The following is an 18,921-nucleotide window of genomic DNA, read 5'->3' as shown; positions in this document are numbered from 1 at the left end:
CCATCGCGAAACAACTGAGCGGGTGCGGCGATGTCGCCTACGAACGTGAGCGTCCGAGCCACCAGTCGGGTGACGCGGCGATGATGGTGCTTGCTGCAGCGTCCACGTCCCCGTCCACGTCGCCGAGCTCGCCCGAGCGCAGCCATTCCTCGATGGCGCTGACGGTGCCGCTGCCGGCGTAGGCGACGAGGATGCGGCGGTGCCGTTCGTCGTCGATGCCGGGCTGTGCTGGCGGAGCGATCTCGGGGTGCCGCTCGAGGTGGGTGAGGAGGCCCGCCTCGACTCGGTCGACGAGGGTGTCGCGCACGGGCCCCGTGAGGCGAGGCGCCATGGCATTGAGGTAGATCTGCGCGTGGCGGGCGACGTGCCGGAGGAGCTCGCGTTCGGGCTCGTCGAAGACGCTCAGCTCGGTGCCGCTCGTGGCTGGCAGGTTCGCGATCGGGGCCATGAGGGCGTCGATCTCCTCCCCGAGGAAGTCCGCGAGGAGGTGCTCCGGGGTGGTCGCGTGACGGTAGAACGTGTCGCGGGTGATGCCGGCGGCCCTGGCGACCTGGGCGACGCTCACGTCGGCGATGGGCTGGGCGGCCGCGAGCTCGTAGATCGCCGCGCGGAGGGCCGAGCGGGTTCGTGCCTGACGCGGGTCCATTCGCCAACCCTATGGGGTGCGTGGCTCCTTCTCGGCAAACTATCTGACAGGTGACTGATAGCGGGCGTATGGTGAAGGGGCTCGCCAACGAGGGCGGGCAGAACGGAGTGAGCAATGTCACAAGGAGCAAGCTCAAGCACAGCGAGCAGCGCCGGGACCAGCGCCGGGACCAGCGCCGGCCGGTTCGCCGGCAAGGTCGCGATCGTCACGGGCGGGGTCTCTGGCATCGGCGCGAAGATCACGGAACGGCTCGTGGCGGAAGGCGCGTCGGTTGTCGTCGCCGACATCAACGCCGAGCTGGTCGCCTCGGCGGGCGAGACATTCGGCGCCAGCGTCGTCGGCCGCCGCACGGACGTGACCGACGAGGACGACTTCGCAGGGCTCGTCGCCGAGACGGTCGAGAAGTTCGGCACGCTGGATGCGCTCTTCAACGTCGCGGGCGGGTCGCGTTCCGGCACGCTCACCGACATCTCCTTCGAGGACTGGGACTTCACGGTCCGCCTCAACCTCTACAGCGCCTTCAACGGCACCCGCCTGGCGGCCCGGCAGTTCCTCGCCGAGGGCAAGCCGGGCGCGATCGTCAACGTCGCGTCACTCAACTCGCTGGTGCCGATGCACTTCGGGGTCGGCTACACCGCGTCCAAGGCTGCCGCCGTCATGCTCACGAAGCAGGCTGCGCTCGAGCTCGGCGAGCACGGCATCCGCGTCAACGCGGTCTCGCCTGGCCTCGTCGCGACGCCGCTCACGAAGGGCCTCACCGATCTCCCCGGGGTGCAGGAGGCGTACGACGAACGCATCCCGTTCCGGCGCGCAGCGCAGCCGGAGGAGATCGCATCCGCCGCCCTGTTCCTCGCGAGCGACGACGCCTCGTACATCTCGGGCGACAACCTCGTCGTCGACGGTGCCTGGTCCACGACCGGCTACCCCGACCTGCGGAAGTTCCTCGCATGAAGGCGGCAGTGTTCCACGCCAAGGAGGACGTTCGCGTGGAGGAGGTCGCCGAGCCGACGCCCGGCCCCGGCCAGGTGAAGCTGCGTTGCGCGTACGCCGGCATCTGCGGCTCCGACCTGCACGTCTACTACGCGCCCGAATCCTCGGGGCTCGACTTCGAGCATCCGCACCCCGTCACGGGGTCCATGCCGCCGCAGATCCTCGGGCACGAGTTCTCGGGAACCGTGGTCGAGCTCGGGGAGGGCGTCGACTCGGTTCAGATCGGCGACCGGGTTGCGGTCTGGCCGATCTACGCGTGCGGCGAGTGCGCCGCCTGCCGTCGCGGCAAGCCGAACGTGTGCACGAAGATCGGCTTCCACGGCCTCTCGTCGCACGGCGGCGGCATGGCCGAGTTCACGACGGTGGATGCGACGAAGCTGCACGTGCTGCCCGAGAACGTCGATCTGCGCCTTGGAGCGCTCGTCGAGCCGATGGCGGTCGCGTGGCACGCGGTCGAGCAGAGCGATGTGCAGGCGGGGCAGACGGCGCTCATCTCGGGTGCCGGTCCGATCGGCATCGGCGTGTGGTTCGCGCTGCGGGCCAAGGGTGTGGAGACGGTCATCGTCTCGGAGCCGAGTGCGGGGCGCCGGGCTGCGATCGCCGGAGTCGGGGCGTCAAACCTCGTCGACCCCACCAAGGAGGACCTGTCGGCTCGCGTCGCGGAGCTCACGGGCGGGGACGGCGTGGATGTCGCATTCGACGCGGCCGGGGTGGGGCCCGCCGTGGCCGCCTCGCTCGCGAACCTCACGCCGGGCGGTCGGGTCGTGGTCGTCGCCATCCACGAGCGGCCCATGGACTTCCTGCCGACGCAGCTGGTCATGGGGGAGACCGCGATCGTCGGCACCCTCGCCTACCTGCAGAGCGACTTCGACGCGGTGATCGCGGCAATGGCGGCCGGCGGATACACGGCCGACGGATGGGTGGATGACGTGCCCGTCGACGACGTGGTCGGGGCCATCAAGCGCCTGCGTTCGGGCGAGGGCATGAAGGTGCTCGTGCGCACGTAGGCAGACGCGAGGCTCGGCGTGCGGAGGCTCTCCCGGCGCTGCCCTGCGCCCTCCTTACGCCCTCCCGCAATACCTGTCGCTACCCGCCGTGCACGCGGACCGTGCTCGGCGGGTTCGCGGCGAGCTTCGATGCCGGGCGCACGGGTCGCCGCTCCAGGTTGCCGCCGCAGTTCGGGCACGCTCGACCGGCGAACGTGCCGACGCAGTCTCGGCACCACGTGCATTCGAAAGTGCAGATGTAGGCCTCGGCGTGCGGGGGCAGGTCGACGTCGCAGCGCTCGCAGTTCGGGCGCAGCTCGAGGGCCATCAGGCGAGCCCGTTCTTCACTGCGTAGGGGTCCCAGCTCGCGTCGGCGTGCACCTCGAGCTCGGCGGCGTCGGTGAGCGTGGTCGCGACCTCGGGCCCGTGGATCGCGGCGATGATAGCGGCCGTCATGTCCATGCCGGCGGCGACGCCGGAGGACGTCCACCGGTTCCCGTCCTCGACCCAGCGGGCCTGTGGCACCCAGTCGACGGATGCGCCCTGCGATGATGCCCACGCGAACGCCCGCTTGTTGGAGGTCGCGCGGAACCCGTCGAGCAGGCCGGCCGCCGCGAGGAGCGCCGAACCGGTGCAGACGGAGGTCACGAGCCTCGCATCCGCTGCCCACCTCCCAAGCCAGGCCAGGAACTCGGGGTCGGTGGCGAGCGGGCGCGTTCCCTGCCCGCCCGGGACAAACACGATGTCGGGGCTCGCCGCGTCGGCGAACGCGCTCGTGGCGATGACCTCCGGACCCTGCGAGCTGCGGACCGGGCCGGCCTGTGGGGCGATGAGCTCGACGTCGAAGAGGGACGGGTCGATGCGGAACAGCTCGACGGGGCCGAACACGTCGAGGAGCTCGAACCCCTCGAACAGGACGACGGTGACGCGGCGCTTCGCTTCAGGCATGACGCCATTCTCCCGGACTTCCACGCCGAGGGCTGAGTTGTGGTCGTCTGGCGACGAACGAAGCGACCACAACCCCGCCCTTGGGGGTCTCGGCTGACGCTCAACTGCTTCCGCCAGCATGTTTCGCATGAGCGATTCCCCCAAGACCCAGCCCGCCGGCGACCTGCCAAGCGACGCGATCGACTTCGCGGACCTCAACTTCAAGCTCGCCGTCATCCAGGAGCTGATGTACGAGCAGGAGCTGCTGACGCCCCAGTTCGTGCTCACCGATTTCCTCGAAGAGCACGTGGACCGGGAGGTGGACCTGTCGAAGGAGATCTCGGAGCCGATCCCCGAGGTGCTCGAGTACTTCCGGTCGCTGCCGGTGCCGACCGAGTTCGCGCCGGCTGTCGAGGAGCTGTTCCAGGACGGCGGGAACGACATCTACATGGAGATCGCCCCGCAGTGGAGCGGCGAGGACTCGACCTTCGACATCACCGACTTCACCGACACCCGCCACTTCCCGAACCTGTCGGCGATGACCCTTCTCGGCGTCGACGAGGAGGTTCTCGACGGGCTTCGCCGGAAGGGCATCGACGCGCAGCTGCTCTGAGCGCCGGTTGGCGAAGGCAGGTGCGCGCCGGTCAGCAGCTTCGGGGCGGCGCGCACTCGTCTGTCGCTGGTGACCGGCGCGCCGCTCAGCGCGTCGGTCAGCGCACGGCGAGGAGGATCTTGCCGACGTGCTCGCCGGACTCCATGCGCCGGTGGGCCCGGTGCGCGAAGTCGAGGGTCTCGACGGTGTCGAGCAGGGGCCGCACCTTGCCCGCTTCGACGAGCGGCCACACGTGCTCGCGCACCTGCGCGATGATCTCGCGCCGCTCTTCGAGTGGGCGCGCGCGGAGGGTCGTTCCCCAGATGCGGCCGCGCTTCTGCATGAGGCGCCCGACGTTGATGGTGGCCTCGTTGCCGCCCTGCGCCGCGATGACCATGATGCGGCCGTTGGTGGCGAGGGCGTCGACATCGCGCGCCAGGTAGTCTCCGCCGACGAGGTCGAGGATCACGTCGACGCCGCGACCGTCGGTGGCGTCGGCGATGACCTCCACGAAGTCCTGGTCGCGGTAGTTGATGCCCCGGGTCGCGCCGAGCTGCTCGGTCGTGGCGACCTTCTGGGCGGTGCCGGCGGTCGCGTAGACGGTGATGCCGAGGGCGGCCGCGAGCTGGATGGCGATGGTGCCGACGCCGCTGGTGCCGCCGTGCACGAGCAGGGTCTCGCCCGCCTTGAGCTGCGCGCTCATGAAGAGGTTCGACCAGACGGTGGCGACTGCTTCGGGGAGGCCGGCCGCTTCGACGAGGTCGACGCGCTTCGGCATGGGGAGCACGAGCCCTTCGTCGACGGCGACGCGGTCGGCGTAGCCGCCGCCGGGCAGGAGCGCGACGACGTAGTCGCCGACCTTCCACGCCGTGACGGATGCCCCCACGGCGACGACGGTTCCGCTCACTTCGAGGCCAGGCCAGTCGGGTGCCCCGGCCGGTGACGGGTACTTGCCTTCGCGCTGCGCGACGTCGGCGCGGTTCAAGCCGGCGGCGGCCACGTCGATGACGACTTCGAGGGGCCCGGGGATCGGCTCGTCGACTTCGGAGAGGATGAGGGCCTCCGGCCCGCCTGGCGTTGGAACCGTGATTGCGCGCATGGGGGTCAGTGTTTCATGCGGGCCCCTATACTCCCTCACATGTCAGGCCTCCCCACCCCGTCAGGCCTCCCTCCCGAGTCGGGGCGCGAGGACGCGTCGGTGCGGGGCGGTTCGGTGGCGCGGCCGGAGCTGAGCGTGCTCGCCCGCGTGCGCGCCGCATCCGCCGCCCTCGGGCCCAGCGAGCGCAAGGTCGCGCAGATGGTGCTGACGCGACCCGACGAGGTGGTCGAATGGTCGACGGCTGAGCTCGCGGACGCCGCTGGCACGTCGACGGCCACCGTCATCCGTGCGTGTCAGAGTCTCGGGTTCCGCGGCTTCCAGCACCTGCGGCTCGACCTCGCGCGTTCCGCTTCGCTCGCGCCGCGAGAGCAGGCGCAGTCGGTGGAGGCGAGCACCTTCGACGATGCGATCGACGCCGTGCGGCTCGCGCAGGACAGCGTCGACCCGGAACGCATCGCCGCGGCCGTCGCCGCCCTTCGCGGTGCCAGGCGCATCGTGCTCGTGGGCAGCGGGTTCTCGGGGCCGCCCCTGCAGGACTTCGCGATGCGCCTCAGCACCCTCGGGCACTCCGTCGAGGCCCCGGTGGATGCGCTCGCGCAGCAGTTCGCGGTGCGGTCGCTCTCCAGCGGCGACGCGTGCCTGACGCTCAGCTACTCGGGCGCGAACGTGCAATCGCTGCGCGCGGCGGAGGCCGCCAGGGCGCAGGGGGCGGCCGTGGTGCTCATCACGAGCTACGCCCGTTCGCCGCTTGGGCGGGTCGCTGACATCGTCGTGACGACGGGGCCGGCGGGAACGGCGCACGACATCGACCCGTTCCTCGCGCGCCTCGGCCACACCGTCGTGCTGCACACGCTGCACTCCACGCTGGGGCAGGTGCTCGGTGACGACGCGGCCGTCGGGATGCGCCACGTGGTGGCCGACGCGCTCTCCGAGGACTGAGCCGACCGCCTGCGGCTGCACTGCAGCGACCACCTGCTGCTGGACTGCGGCTGCACTTGCGGCGACCACCTGCTGCTGGACTGCGGCGACCGCCTCCTGCTGCACTGCGGCGACCACCTGCTGCTGGCGGTCGTGCAGGTGCCGGCGGACGTCTGAGTCGCCGCCTCGCGAACTCGCCTCGCGGCGTTCATCCGCTCGCTCGACGCCCGTCACCGCGCGTTCACCCTCGCTCGACACACTCCCGATGTAACGACGTTCCAAGCCGTACGGAATCCGTGTAACGGATGCTCCCCCGGTGCTTGGAACCGAGGCAAGTGATGGAAACGCAACGGGAGGTGCTCGTGAGAGCAATCGAGATCGACGGGCTGTTCAACGCCCGCGCAGCTGACGCGAACTCGCCGTGGATCGTGCGCGCTGGCTCCCCGGACGCGCTCTCGGCCGACGGTGAGTCAGCGCTGCGGGCGCTGGGCGTCGAGCTCATCCTCGACCTCCGGGAGCGCGCCGAGTCTGGTGACCGCACCCACGGCGTCCAGGTGCGCCAGGTCCCTCTCTACGGAAGCGAACCGCCAGTCGCGGGCCGTCTCGAGGACATCTACGAGACGCTCCTTCGGCGTCGCGGCGGGGCGCTCACGGAGGCTGTCGCCGTGCTCGCCAACGCCGAGCGCGGCGTGCTCGTGCACTGCACCGCCGGCAAGGACCGCACGGGGCTCGTCGTCGCTCTCGCGCAGCTCGTGGGCGGTGCAAGCGAAGCCGACGTGGTGCGCGACTATGCGCTCTCCGGGGCCGCGGTCCGCTCCGTCCGCGAGGCGTTCGCCTTCGCCGTGGCCGACGCGTACCCGTCGGATCAGCGCGACGAGATCCTCCGCCTCCATCTCGACAGTCCGCCGGAAGCGCTCGAGCATGCACTCGACATCATCCGTGAGCTCGGCGGCGCCGAAGCGTACCTGCGCTCGCATGGCCTCACCGACGATCAGGTGCACGCCCTGCGCGGCAAGTCCGGCCGGACCACGGCGAGCGCGCTCGCCCCGTCGGTCGAGTCGGGCTCCTCGACTTCGCGCGCCCCCTCGGTCGCGCCCACCACGACGGCCGCGTCATGACTGCCGACCTCGCGCATCCCGTCGACCTCGCCCATCCTGCCGACCTCGTCCACCCCGCGGGTCGCGTCACGCCCGACGGTCCGCGCCCGTCGGGGTCGCGTCGCACGACGGTGCTCCACCTGAGCGACGTGCACGCAACCGCTGTCGCATCCCTCTACGGGGTTGTCGACGGCATCACGCGGATGCGCGCGGCGAGCGACTACGCGCGCGCCGCGGGTCTCGAACCCGATGCGATCGTCATCAGCGGCGACCTCATCGAGCGCGGGAACGCGGCCGCCTACCCGGCCCTTCGCGACGCCCTCCTCGAGCTGGAGGATTCGTGGGGTGTGCCAGTGCTCTCGGTGCTCGGCAACCACGACGAGAGGGCCGCAGCTCGCATCCTCCCCGGTCATCGGGCGCCGGTGGGTGCGCGCGCGGAGGACGCCTCGCCCCGCGCCGTGCGGGTCGGTGCGTGGCGCTTCGTCTTGCTGGACTCGTCCACGGGGTCGCTGGGGGCGGAGCAGCTCGCGTGGCTCGACGCCGAGCTGAGGTTGCCCGCCGGCACCGGCACCAGCACCAGCACCAGCGCCGGCACCGGCACTGGCAGCTCCAGCTCCCTCGCGCCCTCGGGGACGGTTGTCGTCATGCACCACCCGCCGCTCGGGTCCCCGCTGCCGATGCTGGCGCGGGCGGGCCTCCGCGACGCCGCAGACTTCCTCGACATCGTCGAGGGCACCGACGTTCGCGCGATCCTGTGCGGGCACTTCCACCATCCGCTGTCCGCCACGATGCGCGGCGTGCACGTCTCTGCGGGGCCGGCGCTCGTCTACCACCAGGTCATGGACGCCGAGCCAGGCACGGTGAGCGGCTTCGACCGCTCGATGTTCTCGCTGGTGCACCTCGGCGCGGACGGCGCCAGCACCTCCAGCGTCGGCGTCGAGCATCCGGCCCCGCTCTTCACTCTCACCCCCACCCCCACCACGTCTCAACCTTCACCTGTCTCCTCCTGAACAGACCCGCTCTCCTCGAACAGTTAGGTCATCATGAACTCTCTCCGTACCCCAGCCGCGCTCGCGGCCTTCGGCCTCGCCGGGGTCCTCCTCGCGGGCTGCGCAAGCTCCCCCAGCACCGCCGCCAGCGGTGACGCCAGCCCATCGGCGGAGTCCACGCTGGAAGCCGCCACCATCACCCTCTACACGTCAGAGCCGCAGGAGAAGGCGGATGCGCTTGTCGCCGCCTTCAACGAGGTGCACCCGGAGGTCACCGTCGAGGTGTTCCGTGCGGGCACGGGCGACCTCACGACGCGAGTCGCGACCGAGCAGGCCTCCGGCGGCGTGCAGGCCGACGTCTTCCTCGCGGCAGACGCCGGAACGTTCGAGGACTACGCGGCCGACGATCTGCTGCTGCAGTACTCGCCGGCCGACGTCGAGTCGCTCAATCAGGACATCGTCGACCCGGAGGGCTACTACACGGGCACGCGCATCATCCCGACCGTCATCGCCTACAACACTGGCCTCGTCAGCGAGCCGCCGACGTCGTGGGCTGAGCTCACCGACGCCGAGTACGCGAACAAGCTGGTCATGCCGAACCCGGACGTCTCCGGCGCGGCCGCCTACAACGCCGCCGTGTGGCTCGACGAGCCAGCGCTCGGTGAGGCGTGGATGACGAAGCTCGCCGCCAACAAGCCCGTCATCGCGGACAGCAACGGCCCCGTCTCGCAGGCCATCGCGACGGGCGCACAGCCCGTGGGCATCGTCGTCGACTACCTGGCGCGCGAGCTCGCCGCCCAGGGCTCGCCGATCGCGGTGTCCTACCCGACCGAGGGAGTGCCCTACGTGTCGCAGCCCGTCGGCATCTTCGCCGACACCCAGGAGGCGGACGCGTCGAAGGCGTTCGTCGACTTCCTCGTGAGCGCTGACGGCCAGGAGCTAGCCGTCAGCCAGTCGTACCTGCCCGTCCGCGAGGACGTCGGAACTCCAGAGGGCGCCCCCTCCATGGACGAGATCACGATCCTCTCCCCGGAGCTCGAGACCATCCGCGCCAGCCAGGATGCGGCCGTCGAGAAGTTCCGCACGCTGTTCCTCTGATGACGGCGCTGCTCCTCTCATGACCGCAACCCTCACAACACCCCGGGGCGGTGCCGCTGAACGCAGCGGTGCCGCCTCGGCGGCGGTCCGGAAGACTGCGCGTTCCTGGCTGGATGGGGTCCACGGCCTGTCGCTTGCCCTCTGGGTCGCGGTCGCCGCGTTTGTGCTCGTGCCGATCGGCGCGATCCTCGTGCTCGCCGCCGGCGGCTCGCAGCTGCACGTCCTCTGGCAGGGCGACGTCGTCGAGGCCGCGACGAACAGCCTAGTGTCGGCAGGCGCATCCGCGCTCGGCGCCGTGGTGATCGGCACGGCGCTCGCGGTGCTGCTCGACCGCACCGACCTGGCGGGACGCCGCGGCCTGCGGCTCCTCGCGCTCACCCCGCTGCTCGTGCCCCCGTTTGTCGGCGCGATCGCGTGGCTCGGCATCGCCGGGCCGACGAGCCCCGTGAACCTCTGGTGGTCGCAGGCGTTCGGCGGTCCGCTGTGGTCGATCTACGGCGCGGACGGCGTCATCCTGCTCCTCACCGTGCACAGCTACCCCATCGCGATGCTCATCGTCTCGGCCGCCCTGCGCCGCGTGCCGTCCGACCTCGAGCAGGCCGCGCGCATCGCCGGGGCGAGCCCCGCCCGCAGCGTGTTCACGATCACCGTTCCCCTTCTTCGGCCCGCCCTGCTGTCGTCGTTCGTGCTCGTCGCGGTCGGCAACCTCGCCGACTTCGGCATCCCCTCGATCATCGGACTGCCCGAGCAGTACACGACCCTCGCGACGCTCGTCTACCGCTACCTGCAGTCGGGGACCGTGGATGAGCCGCTTGCGGTCGTCGCGACGATCGGGGTCGTGCTGCTGCTGCTTGCGCTCGCGGCGCTGGTCGTCGACTTCCTCATCGGCAAGAGCCGTTGGGAGCTCGACTCGTCGTCGTCCACGCCGCAGCTCCTGCCGCTCGGGCGGGCGCGCATTCCCGCGTCCATCGTGACCTGGGTGCTGGTGCTCACCGTGACCGTGCTGCCGTTGCTCGCGCTGCTGCAGCAGTCGCTGCTCCGCGCGCCGGGGCTCGCCCTGGCGCCCGAGAACCTCACGCTCGACAACGTCGTGAAAGCCGTCACCTCCACGAACGCGATCCAGGGCGCCACGAACTCGGTCATGCTCGCGGTGCTCGCGGCCCTCATCTGCGGGTTCCTCGGGCTCGGCATCGCGGTGCTCGTCACCCGAACTCGGATGCGCGGCAGCGGGCCCCTCCGCGCCCTCGCCATGCTGCCGCAGGCGGTTCCCGGCATCGTCATCGCCGTCGCGTGGCTCGTGCTGGCACCCCACATCGGGCTCTTCAACACGCCATGGCTGATTCTCTGCTCCTACGTCACCTCGTTCACGGCGCTCGTCGTGCAGGCCGTGGCGGCGCCACTCGCGAGCACCCCGGCGAGTGCCGAGGAGGCCGCGAGGATCGGGGGAGCGGGCCGGATGCGCGCGCTCGTCGACATCTCCAGCCGCATGGCGGCGCCCGCTGCGATCTCCGGTGCGGTCCTCGTCGCCGTCACCGCGGTGCGCGAGCTGACGCTGTCCGTGCTGCTCCTCTCTCCCGGATCGCAGACGCTCGGCGTCGCGATCTTCAACCTCCAGCAGGCCGGGGCGTTCAACACCGCCGCGGCGCTGTCGCTCATCGTGGCGCTCCTCGGCGTCACCGTCATCGGCATCGCCACGAGGGCGCCGAAGTAGCGGTCGGCGCTCTTCTCGACCTTCTCTCTGCATCACCATCCTGGAAGGAAACACCGTGGCATCCGTCACTCTCGACTCAGTCTCCGTCCGCTTCCCGAGCGGCACCGTCGGCCTCGACGACATCGACCTCGCGCTGCGCGATGGCGAGTTCCTGGCGCTCGTCGGCCCGTCCGGGTCGGGCAAGACGACGCTGCTGCGCACGATCGCCGGTTTCCAGGCCCCCACGTCGGGGCGTGTGAGCATCGGCGAGCGGGTCGTCGCCGGCGGGGGATCCGTGGTGCCACCGGAGGCCAGGGAGCTCGGCATGGTGTTCCAGCAGCACGCCGTCTGGCCGCATTGGAACGTCGGCCGCAACGTCGACTACCCGCTGCGCCGCGCCCGTGTCTCGAAGCCCGAGCGCCGTCGCCGCGTCGATGAGGCGCTCGAGATGGTCGGCCTGGACGGCTCTGCGAAGCGCGATCCGGCGACGCTCTCGGGCGGTCAGCGGCAGCGGGTCGCGATCGCCCGCGCGCTCGTCGGGAGGCCGCGGGTGCTGCTGCTCGACGAGGCCCTCTCCGCGCTCGACGAGCCGCTGCGCGACAGCCTCAGGCTCGAGCTGCACACGCTCACGCGCGAGCTCGGCCTGACGGTGGTGCACGTCACCCACGACCGCTCCGAAGCGCTGGCCCTCGCCGATCGCGTGGCGGTGCTCGACGGCGGGCGCATCCAGCAGCTCGGCACCCCGGAGGAGCTCGTGACGCGTCCCGCGTCGCCGTTCATCGCGAAGTTCCTGTCCGACGCGACCATCGTGGACGGCACAGTTGGCGGGGCGGTCGACGGCGCAGTCGACGGGGCGGGTTTCGCAGCGGATGCGCACCCGCTGCGCGTGGACCGGGGCAGGCTCGAGGGGCACCAGCAGGAAAGCCGCGGTCCGGTTCAGGCGGCCATCCTCCCGAGCGACGTCGAGGTGGAGATCGTGGGCACGGTTGCGGGCTCGGTTGTGGGCAGGGCTGCGGTCGGTGCTGCGGTCGGTGCAAAGGTTACGGGCCCGACGGATGTCCCAGGCCAGTCGGCCCACGCAGTCGGGGTAGGCGATGTCCTGCGCGAGGGCGTCCCCTGTCAGGCAGGCGAGGCAAGCGATACAGGCGAGGCAGACCTCGCGGGTGACGCGACGGTCAGGTCGGCGCTCTTCACACCGGAGGGCAGCGACCTCGTCCTCGACTGGGCTGGCCTGCGGTTGCGCGCGCGGACCCGCGGCGTTCGGCCGAAGGTCGGCGACCGAGTCACGGTCCGCGTCGCGAGGGCACGGATCTACGGCGCTGGTGTTGGCGCTGATCTCGGGGCTGGCGCTGGTGCTGGTGTGGGTCCCGATGCTGGCGCTAGCGCGGGTGGCGCCGATGTTGGTGTCGCGGTCGCGGGTCCCGCGGCTGCTGACTCTGGTTCCGGAGCCCGCGCATCCGCGGCTCCCGACTCCAGCTCCGGAGTCCGCGCATCAGCGGGTGGTGTCGATGCATCCACCCCCTCGGCGACTCGCTCGGAAGTGACCGGGCCGACTGCCGGTCCGGCCCCGGCTGGCGCGCCGGAACTCGCAGTCGGCGTTGCCGGCTCCTCGGGGTCGGCGGCATGACGCTCGCGCTGGTGCGGCACGGTCGCACCGCCTGGAACCTGGAACGCCGGCTGCAGGGCCGCAGCGATATCGCCCTCGATGCGCACGGGGCGGCGCAGGCGGAAGCCGCGGGCCGGCTCCTCGCCCGCGCGCAGTGGGGCCGGGTGGTCACCTCGCCCCTTGCCCGTGCGGCGCAGACCGCGGCGATCGTGGGCTCGCACCTCGGCGCCCCCGATCCTGTCGTGGAACCCGGCCTGCTCGAGCGCGACTTCGGGGAGGCTGAGGGGATGCGGGTGGCCGAGGCCGCAGAGCGATGGCCGTCTGGCGACTACCCGGGCTCGGAGTCGGCAGTTGAGCTGGGGAGGCGAGCTGGCAGCGCCCTCGGCGCCCTCCTCGAGGCGCCCGGGACTGCGGTGGTCGTGAGCCACGGCGTCTTCCTGAGGGCGGGGATCGAAGCGATCACGGGTGGCGTGTGCCCTCGCATCCTGAACGGGCAGGTCGTGCTGCTCGAGCCCGGCGCTGGGCGTCGGCCGACGGCGCGCTTCCTGGGGGAGTGACGGGCGCCCCTGGCTACAGTTGATGCCGTGTCTCCCGCTTCCCGACCGGCCTCCGCCTCTGACCTCGCTGGCCAGCACGTCCAGGTCAGGTACATCCGCCACGGGGAGGTTCGGGCGCGGGTGTCGACGATCGGAGCCGACGGCGACCGGGCGTTTGTGCTCGTCGCGGGCATCGGCGTCGCGTCGAACTACTACGAGAACCTCGCACCCGGGCTCGGGGAGTTCGGGCCGGTGCACGCCCTCGACCTGCCCGGTTTCGCGGGCGTGCCGTACCCGAAGCGGCCCATGAGCATCCAGCGTTACGCAGCTGTGGTCGGCACCGTCGTCGACGAGCTGGGGCTCGTCGACCCCGTCCTCATCGGCCATTCGATGGGCACCCAGGTGGTGGCCGAGCTCGCCTCGCAGCGTCCCGAGCTGAGCACGCTGGTGCTCATCGGCCCCGTCACGAACCCCCGCGAGCGGTCGCTGCTGAAGCTGGCGTTCCGGTTCCTCGAGTCGTCGGCGCACGAGCCGTTCAGGGTCGCGATGCTGGCTGTCGGCGCCTACCTGCTGTGCGGGTTCCGCTGGTTCTCCGCCGTGCTGCCGCGCATGATGCGGTACCGGATCGAGGACGTGCTGCCCCACATCCAGGCGCACACGCTCATCATCAGGGGCGAGCACGACTCGCTCGTGCCGCGCTCCTGGCTGCGCGAGATGGCTGGGCTGCTTCCTCGAGCATCCACGTGGGAGATCGAGGGCGCCGCGCACTCCGTCATGTACGACCACGCGAAGGGTGTCGCCGAGCTCTGCGTGGACCACGCGCGGGAACCCTTCGACACGCGAAGCGCGGAGGGTGCCGGGCAGGATCTCGCCGCCGACGCCGCGGCGGGCAAGCTCGTGCAGGTCGCCGACGAGGAAGCGCGCAACCGCAGGGTGCACGTCACACCCCGACTGGTGCTGCAGGTGCTGCGCTCGCGGTGGAACGAGTTCTTCGCAAGCGCCGACAACCGCCCGCAGGACATCGCCGAGGCGAAGACGGAGCACTTCCAAGCCCAGCTCGAGGCGTTCGGCGCTGCCGAAGCCGATGCCGCTGAAGCCGACCCCAATGGTGGAAGCCAGTCGGAGGGTCGACAGAGCCAGGATCATGCCTGACCTGACCTGACCTGACCTGACCTGACCGGGCCTGACTTGGCCGGGCCTGACTTGGCCGGGCTTGACTTGGCCGGGCTTGACTTGGCCGGGCTTGACTTGGCCGGGCTTGATTTGGCCGGGCCTGACTTGGCCTGACCCGGCCGGGCACGTGGCCTGGCATCTGAGGCCTGCCACCTGGCTTGACGCGGTTTGGCACCTGACGTTTGGCGCCTGGCGCCCGATGCCCGAGGTCTAAAGCCTGAGGCTTTCACCTCACTCCCATGCCTGACGGTGTGGCCTGATACGCCGTCAGCCGCATCCGTTTGCCCTTGGCTGTTTGTCCTTCGGCGTCAGTCGTTGTGCCGTCAGCCGCTTGGCTGAGCCGGTCCGAGCACCGCGTCGAGGAGGCGCTGGAGACTTTCGTCACTCGACTCGGTGCGGCTCAGCGCGCGGAGGAGGAGCGCGCCGATGATGGCCTCACCGATCTCCTCGAGCCGTGCATCCGCTGCCAGCTGGCCATCGGCGATGGCGATCTCGAACCGTTCGGTGAGGGAGTGGCTCGCGCCGAGGCTTTCGTGCAAGCGCCGGCCGATGTCGGCGTTCTCGACGGATGCGGCGATCAGCGAGCGGACGAGCAGCTCGCCCTGCGGCTGACCGAGGAGCGCGAGAACGGCGCTGAGCCAGGCCGTGAGGTCGTGGCGCAGCTCACCCGAGTTCGGCACGGTGAAGCGGTTCGGGAAGAGCTGCCCCTGCAGGAGGCAGTCGGAGACGAGCGCGCCCTTCGAGGGCCACCAGCGGTAGATGGTCTGCTTCGAGACGCCCGCCTCTGCGGCGACACCCTCCATGGTGAGGCGCTCGTAGCCGCGCTCGGCGAACAGCTTCGAGGTGGCCTCAAGCACCGCGACCCTGGCGGCTTCGCTGCGCACCGGGCCCTGTCGGTGGCCGGAAGCGGCGCGCTCGTCGACGCCTGGGGCTTGCTCTGAAGCATCTGCGGCTTGCTCTGGCATGCCCGCCATCATATTCACAAACTGCGTAGACGAGACGTTGCGTATGATCTAGGGCGGCGCTCCCTCAGGCGGACGGTTTGGGCTCGAGCGCCACCACGAACGAGCGCGCACGATCTTGTGCGCCGAGAGGATGCTGATGGCCGAACTGCTGTACCGCCTGGGGAACTTCGCGACCCGCCGAGTGTGGGTCGTCGTGGGGGCCTGGCTGGTCATCCTCGGGCTCGCCGTCGGTGGGTTCCTGATCGGGTTCAAGGGCCTCACGTCGAGCTTCGACGTGCCAGGCACGGCATCCGGGGAGGTCATCTCGGACCTCGAGGAGCAGCTGCCCGACTTCGCGGGCGCATCCGGCACCGTCGTCTATTCGACGGCGGACGGGTCGGCGCTCACGGACGCGCAGCGCGCGGAGATCAGCGCGGTCATCGCGGATCGCGGCGACCTCGCCGACGTGGCCGGCGTCATCGACCCGTTCTCGGCGACCGCCGAGCTCGAGGCGCAGGCGGCGCAGGTCGAGAGCGGTCGCACGCAGATCGCCGAGGGTCAGACGCAGCTTGACGCGGGCCAGGCGCAGCTCGATGCAGGAAAGGCCCAACTGGATGCCGCGCAGGCGCAGCTGGATGCCGCGAAGCAGCAGCTCGAGGCGGCGGGCAACCCGGCGCCGCAGGTCGAGGCCCTCGCGGGGCAGCAGGCGCAGCTGGACGCACAGGTGCAGGCTGTCGCCGAGCAGCAGGCGACGTTGGATGCATCGCAGGCTGAGATCGACACGCAGCTGCAGCAGCTGGAGAACGGCGCGACGCTCGTGGAGCTGTCGGACGGCATCAGCCTCGTCTCGGAGGACGGCTCGACGGCGATCGTGAACGTGTCGTTCACGGAGCCTCGCCTGGAGCTGAGCGAGGAAGCCAAGCAGGGGGTCATCGAGTACTTCGAGGCGCACCCCGTCGACGGTGTCAACGTGGCGTTCTCCACGGACATCGCCCAGAGCGTGCCGCAGATCTTCGGCATCGGCGAGGCGGTTGGCCTCGTCTTCGCGGCCATCGTGCTGCTGGTGCTGCTGGGGTCGGCGCTTGCCGCATCCCTCCCCATCCTCACGGCGCTCGTGGGCGTCGCGATCGGCGTCGTCAGCGTGCTCGCGTTCTCCGGGGTCGTGCAGATGGCGTCGGTCACCCCGGTTCTCGGCATCATGCTGGGGCTCGCGGTGGGCATCGACTACTCGCTGTTCATCGTGAACCGGCACCGCAAGCAGCTCATGCAGGGCATGGAGGTGCGCGAGTCGATCGGCCTCGCGAACGGCACCGCCGGCAACGCGGTGGTGTTCGCGGGCGCGACGGTCATCGTCGCCCTGCTTGCTCTCAACGTGACGGGCATCCCGTTCCTCGGCCTCATGGGCACGGCCGGCGCGGTGTGCGTGCTCATCGCGGTGCTCATCGCTGTGACCCTCACGCCTGCGCTGCTCGGCAAGCTCGGGATGCGGGTGCTGAACAAGCGGCGGCGGGCGCACATCCGCAAGCTGCACGGCACGGGCGGCGGGGTTGGCGAGGCCGGCGGCACCGCAACTGGCGGTGTCGGGGTCGTGACGGGTCAGGTGCGTGCTGCGCACGCTGCACCGCTGAAGGCGATGCCGACGTGGCGGGCCATCGTCACCGTGTTCGCGGGCGTTGCCGTGCTGCTGACGATCGCTATCCCCGCGCTCTCCATGAGGGTCGGGCTGCCGGATGGGTCGTCGGAACCTGAGGAGTCGGCGTCGTATCAGGCGTTCACGATCACGGAGGAGCAGTTCGGGGCGGGCACGACTGGTCCGCTGCTCGTGACGGCGACGTTGCCCGAGGGGCTCGATGATGCGGGAGTGCTCGACAAGCAGGTGCTGGTCGCGGAGAAGCTCGCGTCGCTCGAGGACGTGACGGCGGTCGCCCCGATCGGGGTTTCTGACAACAAGAGCCTCACGGCGTTCCAGGTGATTCCAGCGGAGGGGCCGAACAGCGTCTCCACGGAGCAGCTGGTCGGTGAGCTGCGTGCGCTGCCGGAGATCGAGGACGGCATCACGCTCGGCGTCGCGGGTCAGGCGGCGATCAATATCGATATCTCCGAGGGTCTCAACTCGGTGCTGCCGCTCTACATCGCCCTCGTGGTCGGCTTGTCGCTGCTCATCATGATCCTCGTGTTCCGGTCGATCCTCGTGCCGCTCATCGCGACGGGCGGGTTCATCCTGTCGCTGTTCGCGACGTACGGCGCCGTGGTTGCCGTCTTCCAGTGGGGGTGGTTCGCCGACCTCATCGGGCTGCACGCGACGGGCCCCATCCTGAGCTTCCTCCCGGTCATCCTCGTCGGGATCCTCTTCGGGCTCGCCATGGACTACCAGCTGTTCCTCGCGTCCGGGATGCGCGAAGCGTACGTGCACGGGGCGGAGGCGAGGGTCGCGGTCGTGCAGGGCTTCCGCGCCGGCCGGGCTGTCGTCATCGCGGCGGCGCTCATCATGGTGTCGGTGTTCGGCGGGTTCGTGTTCGCCGAGTCGACCATGATCCGTTCAATCGGGTTCGGGCTCGCGTTCGGTGTGCTGCTCGACGCGTTCATCGTGCGCATGCTCATCATGCCGTCGCTCATGCACCTCCTCGGCAAGTCAGCGTGGTGGCTGCCGAAGTGGCTCGACAAGATCATGCCGAACGTCGACGTCGAAGGGGCCGCGCTGGAGCGCAAGCACCCCGTGCACTGAGGCGCGGACGAGGCACAGCTGAATTGCGTCTACGGCGAACCGCTGCCTCGAAATCCGGGGCGGCGGTTCGTCGTAGTTACGCCTGCAGTCGTCGGTGCAACCGTGGTTGTGGTCGTCGGTGCAAACGAGGTCGTGGTCGAGGTCGAGGCGGGAGCGGCTGTGCTCCTGTTCCCGTTCCCGATCCCCGACCTCGATACCCAAACGGCGGTCGGGGCCGGTCAGCGCTCGCGGAGAGCCTCGTCCATGTCGGCCGTCTCCACGGGTCCGCCTGGTCCGTATTTGAGGAGGACGGTGCCCTTCGGGGACGCGACGGGCGGCTCGAGGAGCGTCAACCCGAGGGGTGGCCCGTCGTCGGGGAAGAGGCGCTTCCCGGACCCCAGCACGACGGGGTAGACCCACAGATTCAGCACGTCGAAGAGGCCCTCCCGCACCAGCGCCTGTGCGAAGTCGACGCTCCCGACCACGTGGATGCTCGAGTGCCGCCCCCGGAGCGCGGCCACCTCGGTCGCCAGGTCCGGCCCCACAAGGTGTGACGTCGCCCACGGGAGTTCTGGGTTGCCGCGCGACGCCACGTACTTCGGGATGCTGTTGAACACCGACGCGATGCTGTCCGACGGACCGGCCGCGTATCGCGGCCAGTACGCCGCGAAGATGTCGTACGTCTTGCGGCCCAGCAGCAGCGCATCCATGCTCTGAATGCCTGCGTTCACCTGCTCGCCGTCCACCTCATCGATGAGCGGCCCCTGCCAACCCCCGAACCTGAACCCACCCTCCGGGTCTTCCTCCGGACCGCCCGGAGCCTGCTGCACCCCGTCCAGCGTCGTGAAGAGGTCGATGATGATCTGGCCGGCCATGGCGTCTCCCTTGATCGCACTCATGAGCTTGCTGCTTGCTGCTTGTCGCTT

The 18,921-nt window shown here is 70.4% G+C and carries 18 protein-coding genes; 12 read left to right on the top strand and 6 right to left on the bottom strand.

Features of this window, described 5'->3' with window-relative positions; genetic code table 11:
• Positions 1-37: 37 nt before the first annotated feature.
• Positions 38-646, bottom strand: a complete 609-nt coding sequence (locus ACQFZP_RS09195) for a TetR/AcrR family transcriptional regulator (RefSeq protein ID WP_211891132.1) — start codon at positions 644-646, stop codon at positions 38-40.
• 114 nt (positions 647-760) lie between these two features.
• On the opposite strand from ACQFZP_RS09195, the gene ACQFZP_RS09190 reads away from it, so the two are divergent.
• Positions 761-1,597 (top strand): SDR family NAD(P)-dependent oxidoreductase, encoded by an 837-nt coding sequence (locus ACQFZP_RS09190; RefSeq protein ID WP_211891131.1) that lies wholly within the window; start codon positions 761-763, stop codon positions 1,595-1,597.
• Positions 1,594-2,643: a 2,3-butanediol dehydrogenase gene (locus ACQFZP_RS09185; RefSeq protein ID WP_211891130.1), complete on the top strand. Its 1,050-nt coding sequence runs from the start codon at positions 1,594-1,596 to the stop codon at positions 2,641-2,643. Before ACQFZP_RS09190 ends, ACQFZP_RS09185 begins: the two co-directional genes overlap by 4 nt.
• A gap of 79 nt (positions 2,644-2,722) precedes the next feature.
• Here the strand turns inward: ACQFZP_RS09185 and ACQFZP_RS09180 are convergent, their stop codons facing one another.
• Positions 2,723-2,950, bottom strand: a complete 228-nt coding sequence (locus ACQFZP_RS09180) for a DUF1272 domain-containing protein (RefSeq protein ID WP_104310698.1) — start codon at positions 2,948-2,950, stop codon at positions 2,723-2,725.
• Positions 2,950-3,570: a DJ-1/PfpI family protein gene (locus ACQFZP_RS09175; RefSeq protein WP_211891129.1), complete on the bottom strand. Its 621-nt coding sequence runs from the start codon at positions 3,568-3,570 to the stop codon at positions 2,950-2,952. Before ACQFZP_RS09175 ends, ACQFZP_RS09180 begins: the two co-directional genes overlap by 1 nt.
• Before the next feature lie 127 nt (positions 3,571-3,697).
• Here ACQFZP_RS09175 and ACQFZP_RS09170 point away from each other — a divergent pair, with 127 nt between their 5' ends.
• A complete protein-coding gene (locus ACQFZP_RS09170; RefSeq protein WP_211891128.1) occupies positions 3,698-4,162 on the top strand; it encodes a DUF6892 domain-containing protein in 465 nt (154 codons plus the stop codon).
• 97 nt (positions 4,163-4,259) lie between these two features.
• On the opposite strand, the gene ACQFZP_RS09165 is transcribed toward ACQFZP_RS09170, so the two are convergent.
• On the bottom strand, positions 4,260-5,240 hold the full coding sequence (locus ACQFZP_RS09165) for an NAD(P)H-quinone oxidoreductase (protein WP_211891127.1): 981 nt from the start codon (positions 5,238-5,240) through the stop codon (positions 4,260-4,262).
• Between the two features lie 39 nt (positions 5,241-5,279).
• Between ACQFZP_RS09165 and ACQFZP_RS09160 the strand changes: the two genes are divergently transcribed.
• From ACQFZP_RS09160 to ACQFZP_RS09125, 8 genes are all read left to right on the top strand, one after another.
• The gene (locus tag ACQFZP_RS09160) at positions 5,280-6,179 is read left to right on the top strand and encodes a MurR/RpiR family transcriptional regulator (RefSeq protein WP_211891126.1); all 900 of its coding nucleotides are present in this window, start codon (positions 5,280-5,282) and stop codon (positions 6,177-6,179) included.
• A gap of 341 nt (positions 6,180-6,520) precedes the next feature.
• A complete protein-coding gene (locus tag ACQFZP_RS09155; protein ID WP_181026887.1) occupies positions 6,521-7,276 on the top strand; it encodes a tyrosine-protein phosphatase in 756 nt (251 codons plus the stop codon).
• Entirely contained in the window at positions 7,273-8,265 is a 993-nt protein-coding gene (locus ACQFZP_RS09150) for a metallophosphoesterase family protein (RefSeq protein ID WP_211891125.1), read from the top strand. The genes ACQFZP_RS09155 and ACQFZP_RS09150 overlap by 4 nt, the downstream gene beginning before the upstream one ends.
• Positions 8,266-8,298: 33 nt before the next feature.
• Entirely contained in the window at positions 8,299-9,342 is a 1,044-nt protein-coding gene (locus ACQFZP_RS09145) for an ABC transporter substrate-binding protein (protein ID WP_211891124.1), read from the top strand.
• 19 nt (positions 9,343-9,361) lie between these two features.
• Positions 9,362-11,053, top strand: a complete 1,692-nt coding sequence (locus ACQFZP_RS09140) for an ABC transporter permease (RefSeq protein ID WP_211891123.1) — start codon at positions 9,362-9,364, stop codon at positions 11,051-11,053.
• A gap of 55 nt (positions 11,054-11,108) precedes the next feature.
• Positions 11,109-12,659: an ABC transporter ATP-binding protein gene (locus ACQFZP_RS09135; protein WP_211891122.1), complete on the top strand. Its 1,551-nt coding sequence runs from the start codon at positions 11,109-11,111 to the stop codon at positions 12,657-12,659.
• Positions 12,656-13,195 (top strand): histidine phosphatase family protein, encoded by a 540-nt coding sequence (locus ACQFZP_RS09130; RefSeq protein WP_104310690.1) that lies wholly within the window; start codon positions 12,656-12,658, stop codon positions 13,193-13,195. Before ACQFZP_RS09135 ends, ACQFZP_RS09130 begins: the two co-directional genes overlap by 4 nt.
• A 27-nt stretch (positions 13,196-13,222) precedes the next feature.
• Entirely contained in the window at positions 13,223-14,326 is a 1,104-nt protein-coding gene (locus ACQFZP_RS09125) for an alpha/beta fold hydrolase (RefSeq protein ID WP_307852803.1), read from the top strand.
• Positions 14,327-14,670: 344 nt separating this feature from the next.
• On the opposite strand, the gene ACQFZP_RS09120 is transcribed toward ACQFZP_RS09125, so the two are convergent.
• Positions 14,671-15,312: a TetR/AcrR family transcriptional regulator gene (locus ACQFZP_RS09120; RefSeq protein WP_211891121.1), complete on the bottom strand. Its 642-nt coding sequence runs from the start codon at positions 15,310-15,312 to the stop codon at positions 14,671-14,673.
• 136 nt (positions 15,313-15,448) lie between these two features.
• On the opposite strand from ACQFZP_RS09120, the gene ACQFZP_RS09115 reads away from it, so the two are divergent.
• Positions 15,449-18,016: an MMPL family transporter gene (locus ACQFZP_RS09115; protein ID WP_211891120.1), complete on the top strand. Its 2,568-nt coding sequence runs from the start codon at positions 15,449-15,451 to the stop codon at positions 18,014-18,016.
• 218 nt (positions 18,017-18,234) lie between these two features.
• Here ACQFZP_RS09115 and ACQFZP_RS09110 read toward each other — a convergent pair whose 3' ends face one another.
• A complete protein-coding gene (locus ACQFZP_RS09110; protein ID WP_249312275.1) occupies positions 18,235-18,894 on the bottom strand; it encodes a dihydrofolate reductase family protein in 660 nt (219 codons plus the stop codon).
• Positions 18,895-18,921 lie beyond the last annotated feature (27 nt).

This window comes from Pseudoclavibacter sp. Marseille-Q434, assembly GCF_050315415.1.
Lineage (GTDB): Bacteria > Actinomycetota > Actinomycetes > Actinomycetales > Microbacteriaceae > Pseudoclavibacter.
Note: the sequence above shows the minus strand (reverse complement) of the source record. Positions and strands in the feature narration are given on the sequence as shown.